The organism is Lentibacillus jeotgali, from assembly GCF_000224785.1.
GTDB classification, from domain to species: domain Bacteria; phylum Bacillota; class Bacilli; order Bacillales; family Amphibacillaceae; genus Lentibacillus; species Lentibacillus jeotgali.
This window is the reverse complement of record NZ_AGAV01000014.1, coordinates 303,236-316,186: the sequence shown is the minus strand read 5'-3', so window position 1 is coordinate 316,186 and position 12,951 is coordinate 303,236. Positions and strand designations below refer to the sequence as shown.

The following is a 12,951-nucleotide window of genomic DNA, read 5'->3' as shown; positions in this document are numbered from 1 at the left end:
GGTGTGTGACCAAGTGAAAAATAAATTGAATCGCGGACGTGAAAACAAAACCTATATCAGTCTATTACTTGTCGTCGGCCTAGCGTTTGGCGTTTTTTTTACGTCCAAAACTTGGATGTATGATGACAGCGCGATAGCTCAAACAGCATTTAATGAATCAATTGGCGGGCTTAGTCAAACCATATTAACGCTTCGTGATTGGGAATATAACCCGTCAAATGAATTGATGGAGGTGACCATGGAACGTAACCATACCGGAACAGATGCCGTCGAACCGACGTTTTCTTTTTATGCAAAAGAGCAACATGCCAGTCAAAAATACAATGCGGAATTGGTGTATCAGTCAGACAATAACATGGTTGTTCAGATTGAAGATGTCCCAGAATCCTTTCAAGTGATCGGGTTATTCGTGACGGAACATCGTGATCAAAACATCCTGAAACAGGAGTACAAAAAACAACTGGAAAACAAAGGTGGTGAAGCAACAGTGACCGATCAGGACATTAACGAATCTGATTTGCCTGAGCCGGAAGAAGTCATTATCGTTGGGGATTACCGAAAGATCGACATCAATCAATCATTGGTAACCAAGACAGATAAAGGGTACAAGAAAGAAAGTATTATGGCCGATATGGAACGCACAAAACAAGAAATCACCACCATTATTGAGGAAGATATACCGTTTCAGGAAGACCTGATAACGACACTTAAGGAAGAGAAAAAATCATTGGAACAAGACATGGCATTTGAAACGCAGGAAGAACAAACTGACACAGAACGGGAGATTGAACAAAAGGATAAAGCTATCGAAGACGCGAAAAGTGAAATCGAAAAACTGAAAAAGAAGGTGAAGGAGCTCCAGGATAAATATCAAAATCGTGAAGAAAAACTGAATGCTTTGACGCAAAATAAGGATGACAATCAGCAACAAGATCATGACAAAGTGGATGCCGATAATGCGAAAAGGGATAAACAAGCTGCGAGCAATAACCAACAAGATGATAACAATGGTTCCGCCAAAAAGGATGAAAAATAGCGCCCAAGACCTATATTAAACCTATATAGACACCTATATAAAAGCTATATAATCACTTGAAAAATTGGTCTTACCGGAAAACTAGGCTCTGCCTAGTTCCCCACCTTGTGTGGGGACATTTTCCCCTTATCCTGTTCAATACTATTGCGCTCTCATGCAGGTGTTACACGCATAGAAGGAAGTTGACAGAAAGGGAAGGCATATACGTCATATTGTTGTGTGAACATGCAGCCAATTAACGGAAAGGAATGATGCAGTGATGGAAATAAAAGTACGTGATGTAGACACCGGTGCCGTCAAAGTTTTAAATGACGAAGCACGAAAACAAAAGGTGTCACGGAATGAATTATTAAAAAGACACATTGAAGATTTAGCACAGTTTAATGGCATTAAACGAGCTGAAAAAGAATTGGATTCAACGATAAGTCGCGTTGGTGATGCATTAGAAATAACGTACAATCGGCTTGACCAATTAGAAAAACAATCCATGAAAATGTATTTGTTACTAGCCACTGTGTTGGATGTTGATCCTGAAGAAGTAGATGATTATTTGGAGAAGGTGTTCAAGATAAATATATAAGGAGATGATGACAAATGCATGAAAAAAAGACAACAAAGAAAGGTTCATACTTTTTGTTAAGTCCAGCAACAAAAGACAAGATACAAACCATTGCAGATGAGAAACATGTATCACAAGCAGATGTGATTACGGAAGCCATTGATTACTTTTATACAGACCGTGATGAAAAATATGCTCTGTTCAAAAATATGATATCGGATTTAATGGATGAAAAGTTTGCGACCATGCAAGATAAATTACATCGTATTCAAGTCACCGGCAATGTGGTTGACCGTGATACAAAAATACTTTTAGAGTTTATGAATCATTATTATTTGATCAATGAGTTTAAAGATTTGATTACGACTGAAAAATACAAGACGAATGGGATGCAGCAAGCAGAAGACTTAATTCAAAAACGTATCCATAAACATCGTCAAAAGAAACTCGATTATGAAAAGCGAAAGTCACAAAAGCAACAAGGAAGCGAGGTTTAATGCATGAGCAGTCCTGCGGTTGTGTTACGAAGCAAATTTGTCACGCCTGGGTCCAATACATTTAATGATTATATCAATTATATTGATCGTGAAGATGCCAAACGTCATATTCATGTGAACCAATCATCCAAAGAAACGGGTGATTTTTTTGTCTTTCATGACTTCATGGATTACATGGATGATGAAGCAAAACAAGGTGACCTATTCACAAAAGATAGTGATCAGTTGAATCCGAATGACAAAAAAACATTGAAGCAACAGTTCCAAAAAGCACAACAAAATGAATCGACCATGTGGCAGGATGTCATTAGTTTTGATAATGAATGGCTGACAAAACAAGGTCTTTATAATCCAACAACACATATCGTTGATGAAGCCAACATGCGGAAGGTTGTCCGGGAAACGATGGATACTGTGTTGAAGTCAGAAGGCATGGAAAACTCAGCTGTATGGACAGCATCTTTACATTATAATACCGACAACATTCATGTCCATATTGCTTCAACTGAAACCTATCCAACACGTGAAACAATGGACGTTTTTGATAAGGAAACGCAAACGTGGCAGGAAGAATATCGTGCCAAACGTAAACCCAAGACACTGGATAAAATGAAATCCAAAGTGGCCAACATGATTCTGGATAGAACGCATGAACGGAATAAAATTGATGACCTTGTCCGTGTTACCGTTCATCATAAAAAAGAAAATGGTGTTTCGTTGTCCACTTATCGCAAAACAAAAGCATTATTTCAGGAAACCATGAACCACCTTCCATCGGATAAGAAACAATGGCGATATGGTTATCAATCGATTCATGATGCAAGACCGTATATAGATGAAATAACAACGATTTATTTACAGCAGTTTCATGTAGGTGACATGGAACAGTTGCACCAGCAATTGGATGAGGAAGTGAACGTGATGAAAGAGATGTATGGTGAAAGCAGCGAATATGAGCAATATAAACAAACAAAACTGGATGACTTGAAGAAGCGCATGGGGAATGCAGTGCTGTCCGAGATGCGTGAATATGCGAAAGCGCAAAAGGATTTATTGTTTCAGCCAAAACGATGGCAATCATTGCCGTCTCAAAAATCATTTACTGATCGACATCAGACTGTTTATGCGTTTAATGCTTCCATGATGAAATTAAGTAAAGCTATGCGTCGAACATTTTATGATTATCAAAAAGATCGAAACCTGCAGGAATTTGATCGACTAATGGATGGCTATGAATAAACAAAAAGGTGGTGACGTGATTGGGCAATCTATTATTCTTTTTCAGTGCTATGGTGGTTGTTCTGTTTGTTTTACCAATGATACTAAAACACGTTAAGAAGAAAAAACGGTTTAACCTGATGAAAAAATCAGGCATAAGAGATATTGACCGTATGAAAGGCTATCAGTTTGAAGCGTACCTGCAAGTATTGTTTAAGGAGCTGGGGTATCGGCCAGTTGTTACACAAAAATCAGGTGACTACGGAGCAGATGTGGTGCTTAAAGGCAGAAATAAAATTGTAATACAGGCCAAGCGCTATGGCTATAAACATAAAGTCAGCATGGATGCCGTACGCGAAGTATTGGCAGCCATGTTTTTTTATCAAGCAGATGAAGCGTGGGTGATCACGAATTCCTTTTTCACGAAGCAGGCTAAAACACTAGCCAAAGCATGCGGCGTCACATTATTAAACCGGTATGAGTTAGAAAAGTTTATTGTAAAGATTAATCCAACGAAGCAACCAAAACAGTTTACACGGAAAAGGAGCGAATTGAGTTGACAGTTACATTAGTATTAGCCGAGAAGCCAAGTCAAGCAAAGCACTATGCAGAAGCGTTTCAACATGTTCGTAAAAAAGATGGCTACATGGAGGTAGACGATGATCGATTCTTTCAAGGCAAAACTTATATCACCTGGGGATTTGGTCACTTAGTAGAACTCGTCCCACCGGAATCTTATAGTGAATCCTGGAAGCAGTGGCAATTAGATAACTTACCAATATTTCCGGAAACATTTCAGTTTCAAGTAGGTAAGGATAAAACGAAACAGTTTAACGTTGTGAAGCGATTATTGAAGGAAACAGATGACATCATTGTCGCAACTGACTGTGATCGTGAAGGTGAAAATATCGCCAGAAGCATTATCAATATAGCCGGCGCTTCCAATAAACCAACCAAGCGTTTATGGATAAACTCATTGGAAGTGGATGAAATTCAGAAAGGGTTCAAGCAACTTAAGGATGGGAACAACTATGTTTCATTGTATAAAGAAGCCCAGACAAGACAATTGAGTGACTGGCTAGTCGGTATGAATGCATCCCGTTTATATACATTGCTCCTGCAACAAAACGGCATGAAAGGCGTCTTCAGTGTTGGCAGGGTACAAACCGCCACCCTTTATTTATTGTATAAACGGCAGCAGGAAATCGAGAACTTTGTCTCCAAACCTTTTTTCGAGTTGGTTGGCAATGTAAGTGTCAAGAACGGTTCGTTTGATGCAAAAGTGAAAGCACGTTATCAAACAAAAGAAGAAGCCATGAACATCTTGGGTTCTCACAGTCTATCATCTGGCGAAAATCAAGGCACCATACAACAGGTTACAAAAGAGCAAAAGAAACAGAAAGTGCCGAAGCTGCATTCATTATCAACGCTGCAAGCAACAGCCAATAAAAAATGGAGGTATAGTCCATCCGACGTATTAAAAACGGCACAGTCATTGTATGAGAAAAAGGTATTATCGTACCCAAGAACGGACAGTCATCATATTACGGACAGTGAGTTTGCTTACTTAAAAAGTCATCTATCAACCTATCAATCCTGTTTAAACGTCACCATGGATATTGTCTATCCTGATGCACGAAAGCGTTATGTGGATGGATCCAAAGTCAACGAGCATTATGCCATCATTCCAACAAAACAGGCACCAAATAAACAGGATCTGACCGACAAAGAATGGAACATTTATCAGGAAGTTATAGCAAGGACACTCGCGATGTTCGCTGGCGATTATGAATATGAAGAAACAAAGGTGGAGGTTGATTTAAACGGTTTGTGCTTTGAGAAAACCGGCAAAGTGGAATTAAAGAAAGGCTGGAGAGTTTTATTCACGGAAGAAACGTCTGATGATGAGAATAATGCTGAACAACACAATACGGTTCTTCCGTCTATAAAAGAAGGGGAATCTTGTAACGTTAAGATTGATATATCTGAGGGAAAAACGAAACCTCCAAAGGCCTATACGCAAGGCCAATTAATTAACGTTATGAAACAGGCTGGTAAAGAAATTGATGATAAAACATTGCAGCATACATTGAAAGAGAATGAAGGTATTGGGACTGAAGCAACAAGGGCAAATATACTTGATACATTGAAAAAGCAGCAATATATCGAGATAAACAAGAATAAAGTGTCGGTTACGGGGAAAGGGCAAATGTTATGTCAGGCGGTTGAAGGAACAGTTTTAGCCAGTCCGGAGATGACGGCCAAATGGGAGACTTATTTACACAAAATCGGGCAAAATGAAGGTTCACAAGTACACTTCATTTCCAAGATAAAACAGATGCTGGCATCACTTTTGAAAGATGCGCCAGCGAAAATGAAGAGGCTTGAATCACAATTTCAGGAAGCTAAAGAACAGAACATTGTTGGTGAATGTCCGGTATGTGGTAAAGCAGGAGGGAAGATTGAGGATAAAGGAAAGTTTTATGGCTGTTCCCGTTATCGAGATGGCTGCACGTTTACTTTGCCTAAACGATTCTTAGGGAAAGCAATCAGTGAAACCAACATTAAAAAGTTGCTGGTAGGTAATAAAACCAATTTAGTGAAAGGATTTAAGAGCAAGAAAGGAAAGACATTTGATGCGTACTTGCGCTATAATACGACAGAACAAAAACTAACATTTGAGTTTCCGAAAGGGTGATTGTATGGATTTGTATGTAAATGGTGCGTATCAGTCTGTAGATATCGGTTATGTGAAGGAAGGTAAAGAATTCAGTGTCGTATTCATTGTCAAAGATGGTGAAGTCGAAATATCTATTGATCCTGTAACACTGGATGCAATTCAAACGATTATTCAAGCAGATGAGGATGCTTTGATTCCATTAGACTTGGATACGAAAACCGTCATCTTAGATGGTGAACCAACCAAATATATTCCGTTAACGGGCGCGCGCGACAAGTTCCGCTATAAACGCTTTGAGGCGTGAACATGCGGGGAATTTTATTAAATTCTAACGTTACAAGATGGAACCAAGTTTCCTGAAACCATCCCGTCAACAAATCCTGCATGCGTTAAGGCTGACAGGCCTTGGGGTATGAAGCACAGGTGATTCGGCAGAACGAAGGCTGGAGCCACTCTCTTAGAGAAGGTATGCCGACGGATATGCCGCGCGGCTGAAAAACTGGATATGGTGAGAATGTTCTTTGAGAAAGGAACTGACAAACTTTCGAATGTACGGGTCTAGAGTTAAAACATAGGGAAACTTATGTGTCATCCAACGATGACGTGAGTGGTGTAGAGTAAAAATGCGCCCTCTGAAATACGCTATACCGGACAACGGCGGTATCAAGCTCACAGGCTTAAAGGGAGCACCTACGTCCAGTATGGATAGCTACGTTGTAAGGGACTTGGGAAGCAAGGAACGTTGGAACACGAGCTGTCACTTTAAACGTTTGCTATAATGACTTATTGTCACATCATTTATATAATATGCAATTATTGTGTAAGTCTTATGTATAACTAACGGGCGCAAATTCCGGAACAAGAATTGCGTCCTTTTTTGGTTTATAAAGCCACTTTGTGGTACCGTCAAGAAGTTTGTGTAAATAAATAGGATACTCCTCAGAATAGGTGGTGTTGGTATTTTCAGATATTATCCCGGGTACCCGGGATAATATCTGAAAATTCGATCGTTTGTGATCCGCTGTGCTTGCCGTATCTCGTTTCAAACATTTCCTGTAACGCTTGATAAGCACTTGCGAAGCCTCTGAGCTTCCGCTCTGACCATCTTTGGTTATATTCGGTTGATTGAAGGTATACCACCTTTTCTGCTGCCTTTTCACTGGGAAGGCTGTTCATCGTTTTTGTACGCTTCTTGATTTCCTTCATCGTCCGCTCAATGATATTCGTAGTATAAATCATGCGCTGGATTGATAAGGGATATTTCAAGAATGTCAGAAGCACATTTAAGTCCTCTTCCCATGATTTGACGACTTTTGGATGCTTGCCTTGCCAGTTCTCTTGAAAAGTTTTAAATTGACTCATGGCTTCTTCACTCGTGCTGGCCTCATAAATAGCCTTTAAATCCTCGGCTACAGCTGTTTGATCCTTTTTACGAACGGCGTTGATGGCATTACGAACTTTATGTACCACACAGCGCTGGACGTCAGCCTTTGGATAAATTTCTTTCATCGCTGCTTCAAGTCCGGGCAGGCCATCAAAAACACCAAGCAACACTTCCTCAACACCCCGATTGTAAAGATCGCGGAGAATTTCTTTCCAGCCGAGTGAGCTTTCCTGGCCACCGACATAGAAACCGAGAATCTCGCGGTAACCGTCTTCAGACACACCGATGACCAAGTACACGACTTCATTGGCGACATCATCGCGGCGCAGCTTCAGGTAAGTCCCGTCAAGATAAAGGATTGAATAACGTTTCTTTAGTGGGCGCTGCTGCCATGTTTCGATATTTTCGAGTGTAACGTCTGTGATGTTACTAACCGTTGTTGCCGAATAAGCAGAGCCCAGCATGTGCTCAATCATTTGCCCGATTTCACGCGTGCTGACACCTTTCTGATACATTCTCGTTACCGTTTCGCCAACCCATTGATCACGGCGTTGGTAAGGTGAGAACAATTCCGTTTGAAATTCACCATGGCGGTCGCGGGGCACAGCAAGATCATCAATATGGCCGTGCTTGGTATCAAGCGTTCGTTTGTAGTAACCATTTTTTACTTGCTTCAATTCAGGATGTTCTTCGTTGAAAAACTGTTCCCTTTCCTCTACCAAAATCGTTTCGAGCTGGTCTTTGACAAAATCACGTACAAGACTATCCAGTTGATTCATAAAGCCATCATTCGTTATACTTTGAGTCATGGTAGGGTTTCTCCTCTCTCTATTTATAGCCAATTCCGAGGGTACCCTACCTCTTTTTTTGTCTCAAAGAATTTACACAAACTATTTTACGTCATCCACTTTGTTGAATAAATGGATTTTTATTATTAATAAAATTACCTGTTATAGTGATAGCCCTTGTCAGGGTTAGTCTGTATAATAGATATGTAGTAAATCAAACGAAGGAGGTATAAACACTGTGAATGCTGAAGTGCTTGAAAAATTTGGCGGCCCCGATGAGTTTGTGTTGAAAAATATCTTGGTACCCGACATCGGACCGAGTGATGTGCTAATTCGTGTTGATTATGCAGGGGTAGGAGAATGGGATATTTTTGAACGAGAAGGCGGATATGCAGAAATGCTTGGCATTGAGCCAAAGTTTCCCTATGTATTAGGATCTGAAGGTGCTGGTTCTGTTGTAGCTTTTGGAGAAAAGGTTAGTCGTTTTAATGTCGGTGATAAGGTATACGCCCCAGGCTTTCTTAACCCAAAAGGCGGTTTTTATGCAGAATACGTTGCTTTAGATTCTAAGTATGTATTTTGCATTCCCGATAGTTTAACTCTTTCGGAATCCAGTGTAATATCTGGGGTAGGTTTAACTGCATTGCGTGGAATTGAGGATATTTTAGAACTGAAACAAGATGAGACTATTATGATTTTCGGGGCCAGTGGAGGAATAGGGCACCTAGCGGTACAGCTTGCTAAGAATATGGGGGCACGGGTTTTTGCAGTAGCCTCAGGTGATGACGGTGTCACTATGGTTAAAAATCTAGGAATTGATGATGTTGTAAACGGGCGAAAAGATGATATTTTATCAGCAGCTAGTTCATTTGCACCTGATGGCCTTGATACTGCACTACTTACCGCTGGTGGCGAATTTGCACAAAAAGCAATTCAGTGTATTCGATCTGATGGTCGTATTGCCTATCCTAATGGGATATATCCGGAGCCTAAGGTTCCATTTGGTATAAGGGCAATTGGCTATAACGGCGACCCTGATCACGAGATTATGCGTAGACTCAACAATTATATTAAATTGGGGAATTTAACAGCTCATATTTATCAAACATTTTTATTAAAAGATGCCTGTGATGCACATCTAGCTCTCAATAATCATTATTTGGGAAAACTTTGTCTTAAAGTTTAGGTTGAACAACATCACTCACATTCAACAATACGAACGGGCTCGAGAATGGAATATGAACCTCATTTCTTTTTGATCTTTCTTTAAAGCAAAGTGGAGGGGGCTAATCCTCCACTTTGTTGACTAAATAATGCCCCAATACTAAACAGCTTTTGTTCTATTCATCTTACGTAAGTAATGACGTCTTTGTATCATTCAGTTACCCAGTTTCATTTTGAAGCTGGACGTACCTTATCTCGCTAATGGGTCGATGCCGGATGCGATACAGAAAGCATGGAAAAAATATTTTCTGAATAGTTCCCATCAAGTGGCTATGAGCATGCTGGTACACCGGAATTAGAGGTTTATTCAGAAGTAGATCCATCTAGTCTGGATTTGTATTCAGAAATCTGGTCCCTATATAATAGGAGCAATAAAATTCAGTGGATTATACCAAGAAATCCACTTCTTTACTATCAAAATTCATACAACAACTTATCTCCAGTAAAGATTGGCTTAATAATACTCCTTAAACGAGTGCCTATCGGAATAAACATCCTTTTGTGCAGTCAGTAGGCTTTAATAACACTAATTTATGAGAATGTTGTACTATTTACTAAAAATTAACACATAGAACATCTGTTTTGTAGTATACTAAAGTAGACATGCTATACAGGGTGACGCTTCTCGTGGGAAGCAGTAAAAAGTTTACTCTTTTTACTTGGCGGCTTCGAATCCCTTCAGAAAGGGGTGAGCGAGTGATTGAAATTGACAAGACTCTCGAGTTGATGTTGATGTTTGGAACACTCGTTGTTTTACTTGTTGACAGCCATGAAAAGTAGTAATCACCCTGCCGTCTCCGTAAACGTGGGGTAATTACTCTTTTGTGAAAATCCCGATTCGGAGTCGCCGTGCCTTGCGGATAACTGTCCGGATCGCAAGTTGCTGCTTGCGATCCTTTTATCGACTCCAGAAAATAGCAACCAATGTCATATTACTTGTTTCCATCCAAAACTATTCATCATTTCTCAATTTTAATCAGCGGCTACTAATCCATAAATGCTTGCACATTTTTGTATTTTGCAATTAAAATACCCTATCCCTATTAACAAGAAACATTTAGTTAAATGGCTATCCGTAGAAAAATGGCTCTGTCATAATTCCTGAAGTATTACGACATTATATATGGGCGATAAGGAAATATTAAAAGTATGATGCGGTACAGTGAAAGGAAAAAGGGTGAATTGCCCCTTTCCACCCTTCTGTAAGGTGTTACTTGCGGTAAAAGCTCTCTCATCAGGGAGAATTAACAAAGTGGCCGATTCTGTATTAGTTAAGTCATTATGGAACAAGATTTCTACCTAAACTGTAGTTTCTCCACTTTAATTAATGGGAATAACTCAAAAACCAATCGTTGAAGGAGACAGACATGGTTACAATTGAATCAATCATTATAGGTATTGTATTTATCGTCATACAGCTATACGCATTAACGATAGTCGAACGCTCTCCAATTGGGCAGCAAAAGCTACTATCGATATCGGGTGGTGTAGCTATCGCTTATGTGTTTGTGTATATCTTGCCGACGCTTCACGAGAAACAGGATAAGCTTGGAGGATCGTTGGCCCTTGACACAGAGATTTATTTTCTTGGCCTTCTTGGTTTACTAATTTATTATGCGGTATACGCCTTCGCTGAGACAAAGACAGCATCCCGGCTAAAGGAACAGACTATTTATATGGTACAAGTAAGTTTCTTTATGGCCTACTCTTTTATTATCACCTATGTTGTATTTGCTTCTGATGTTCAGCGGGTTGAATCACTGTTCTATGGATTGGCTGTTAGTCTTCACTTTATTGGGTTGTCCTATCATTTGGGAAAGGAACACTATCGCTTGCACAAAAAGAGAGGGCGTTATATGCTTGCCGGCGCAACATTGATTGGGGCATTAACAGGTATCTTCGGCCCATCGTCAGGCCTAATTGTTGATTCGATGGTTGCTTTTAGTTCTGGTGCAATGTTATTTAACGTTATCAGTAAAGAACTTCCATTCGAAAAAAATGCGCATCTGCCTTCCTTTTTAATTCCATCTCTTGCCTACGCCGTCACAATGATTGCATTAAAAGCTTTTTTCAATTGGTAGACAAGCGCACGTCTTTAAGCATAAAATCTATTCAAAATAGGTCAACCATAAATGACTGGCTGACCTTATAATACGAACGGCCGCTAATCAGGAATAAGAATTAGCGAGAATGCCGAATATAAAGGCCATTTAATTTAATAACTTTCAGAGAAGGAGTTACAAATTTTGGAGAGATAGCTGGATACTTGTGGGTTTCTTTGGATTAGGAGTGCTTATCTGAAAAGGGCCAATTTGTTGAATAGAGGTAATACAGTAGAACTGTTTTCAGAGGGAAAATGGGATAAAGACCGACTATCCCTAAAAAGAATGATCGGTCTAAGGTTAAGTTTTTATTCACTTTTTGTTTAATCAACCTGTCGTGATTCCAAAATTACTCAAACTATCCCGCTTCTAGTATCCACTTTAGAGCATTAAGTGCGACCTTGGCAGCCTCTGCAGTCAGTAGATCGTCATATTTGGCATCCTCCGTGTCATGGCGGGACATAATCGCAATGACGATTGGCTCTCTGTTTGGTGGCCAAACAACTACAATGTCATTTCTTGTTCCATAACTTCCGGCCCCACTCTTATCACAAACGGCCAATGAAGTAATATCCTCCATGCAGGAGCAAACGGATTGGAAGCCAAAAACCGTACGCACTCTCTTGGATCGTCTTACTCACAAAAAAGTGATCGGTGTCAAAGATCAGAGGGCTTATACTTTTTTCCTCTTTATTCGCAAGATGAGTGTTAGCGTGCAGAGCACAGTCTTTTATTCAGCGAATTTATGGCGGAACATTAAAGTTTATGCTGGTTCATTTCATCCAGGAGGATTCTTTGTCAGAAGAGGACATAAATGAATTACGTTCTATTTTGGACGAAAAGACTAACAAAAAGGGAACCGAAAAATGAAATTGGTTGAAAGCATGATTGTGCTTCTCACAGTTAGAAGAAGACTAAAGTTTTGAACTAACGCCATCGCCTTATTAGGTTAATATGCTTATTCCAGAAACCGGAGCGCTAATCTGGAAAAATAGCTTCGCTCGATATTGCTTTAAAGGGCAATTTAATGGAATAATTTCTTGTAGAAATAATAGTGGTTTAGATATGTTTAATAATGGAGGTGTTTTTATGGCTTTTAAAAAAACTTTATTTACAGTCTTAGTTGTTGGAATAATAGTCCTTCTACAGTATTTAACCTACGATGCCAGCTTTATTACCTCCGTACTAATTATGGTATTAGCTGTTTTAGTCGGTTATTTTATTTATCCAATATGGGAGAAACTATTATCCAAGTAAACAATGAGGAAATGTAAATCAAGCAATAAATGGGTGTCGCGATAGGGCGCAAGAATGGAATAAGAGTTACACCCGTCTTGCGCGTAAGAGCCAGATTGTGGAACAAGCAAAGAACCATAGTCAGTTTCTATCAATGAAGTTGAAGGCATTTTTTGCCCTTTGTTTCTCATAATTAACGTTATCGTCAAAATTAAAGTCGTAAGCTT

At 39.6% G+C, this 12,951-nt stretch carries 10 protein-coding genes and 2 pseudogenes; 10 read left to right on the top strand and 2 right to left on the bottom strand.

Annotated features, from left to right (window positions below; all coding sequences use genetic code 11):
- The first annotated feature begins 13 nt into the window (after positions 1-13).
- From ON01_RS11320 to ON01_RS11290, 7 genes are all read left to right on the top strand, one after another.
- Positions 14-1,036: a hypothetical protein gene (locus ON01_RS11320; RefSeq protein ID WP_010531161.1), complete on the top strand. Its 1,023-nt coding sequence runs from the start codon at positions 14-16 to the stop codon at positions 1,034-1,036.
- 259 nt (positions 1,037-1,295) lie between these two features.
- Positions 1,296-1,616 carry a hypothetical protein gene (locus ON01_RS11315; protein WP_010531160.1) on the top strand — a complete coding sequence of 107 codons (321 nt, stop codon included), beginning with the start codon at positions 1,296-1,298 and terminating at the stop codon, positions 1,614-1,616.
- Between the two features lie 14 nt (positions 1,617-1,630).
- A complete protein-coding gene (locus ON01_RS11310) occupies positions 1,631-2,092 on the top strand; it encodes a hypothetical protein (protein WP_010531159.1) in 462 nt (153 codons plus the stop codon).
- 3 nt (positions 2,093-2,095) lie between these two features.
- The gene (mobP2, locus tag ON01_RS11305) at positions 2,096-3,331 is read left to right on the top strand and encodes a MobP2 family relaxase (RefSeq protein WP_010531158.1); all 1,236 of its coding nucleotides are present in this window, start codon (positions 2,096-2,098) and stop codon (positions 3,329-3,331) included.
- 20 nt (positions 3,332-3,351) lie between these two features.
- Entirely contained in the window at positions 3,352-3,870 is a 519-nt protein-coding gene (locus tag ON01_RS11300) for a restriction endonuclease (protein WP_010531157.1), read from the top strand.
- Positions 3,867-6,008 carry a type IA DNA topoisomerase gene (locus ON01_RS11295; RefSeq protein ID WP_010531156.1) on the top strand — a complete coding sequence of 714 codons (2,142 nt, stop codon included), beginning with the start codon at positions 3,867-3,869 and terminating at the stop codon, positions 6,006-6,008. Before ON01_RS11300 ends, ON01_RS11295 begins: the two co-directional genes overlap by 4 nt.
- A gap of 4 nt (positions 6,009-6,012) precedes the next feature.
- Positions 6,013-6,294 (top strand): hypothetical protein, encoded by a 282-nt coding sequence (locus ON01_RS11290; RefSeq protein ID WP_010531155.1) that lies wholly within the window; start codon positions 6,013-6,015, stop codon positions 6,292-6,294.
- A gap of 659 nt (positions 6,295-6,953) precedes the next feature.
- On the opposite strand, the gene ON01_RS11285 is transcribed toward ON01_RS11290, so the two are convergent.
- On the bottom strand, positions 6,954-8,183 hold the full coding sequence (locus ON01_RS11285; protein ID WP_010531154.1) for an IS256 family transposase: 1,230 nt from the start codon (positions 8,181-8,183) through the stop codon (positions 6,954-6,956).
- A 217-nt stretch (positions 8,184-8,400) separates the two neighbouring features.
- On the opposite strand from ON01_RS11285, the gene ON01_RS11280 reads away from it, so the two are divergent.
- Positions 8,401-9,348: a quinone oxidoreductase family protein gene (locus ON01_RS11280; protein WP_010531153.1), complete on the top strand. Its 948-nt coding sequence runs from the start codon at positions 8,401-8,403 to the stop codon at positions 9,346-9,348.
- A 1,405-nt stretch (positions 9,349-10,753) separates the two neighbouring features.
- On the top strand, positions 10,754-11,467 hold the full coding sequence (locus tag ON01_RS11275; RefSeq protein WP_010531152.1) for a hypothetical protein: 714 nt from the start codon (positions 10,754-10,756) through the stop codon (positions 11,465-11,467).
- Between the two features lie 379 nt (positions 11,468-11,846).
- Here the strand turns inward: ON01_RS11275 and ON01_RS18965 are convergent.
- Positions 11,847-12,044 (bottom strand): annotated as a pseudogene (locus tag ON01_RS18965) (class A beta-lactamase); the annotation flags it as partial.
- Here ON01_RS18965 and ON01_RS11265 point away from each other — a divergent pair.
- Positions 12,040-12,358 (top strand): annotated as a pseudogene (locus ON01_RS11265) (BlaI/MecI/CopY family transcriptional regulator); the annotation flags it as partial. The pseudogenes ON01_RS18965 and ON01_RS11265 overlap by 5 nt on opposite strands.
- Positions 12,359-12,951 lie beyond the last annotated feature (593 nt).

Excerpts from the sequence above, each read along its gene's own strand:
- ON01_RS11315 (WP_010531160.1), top strand. The coding sequence starts at position 1,296 with ATGGAAATAAAAGTACGTGATGTAGACACCGGTGCCGTCAAAGTTTTA.
- ON01_RS11310 (WP_010531159.1), top strand. The coding sequence starts at position 1,631 with ATGCATGAAAAAAAGACAACAAAGAAAGGTTCATACTTTTTGTTAAGT.
- mobP2 (WP_010531158.1), top strand. The coding sequence starts at position 2,096 with ATGAGCAGTCCTGCGGTTGTGTTACGAAGCAAATTTGTCACGCCTGGG.
- ON01_RS11290 (WP_010531155.1), top strand. The coding sequence starts at position 6,013 with ATGGATTTGTATGTAAATGGTGCGTATCAGTCTGTAGATATCGGTTAT.
- ON01_RS11285 (WP_010531154.1), bottom strand. The coding sequence starts at position 8,183 with ATGACTCAAAGTATAACGAATGATGGCTTTATGAATCAACTGGATAGT.
- ON01_RS11275 (WP_010531152.1), top strand. The coding sequence starts at position 10,754 with ATGGTTACAATTGAATCAATCATTATAGGTATTGTATTTATCGTCATA.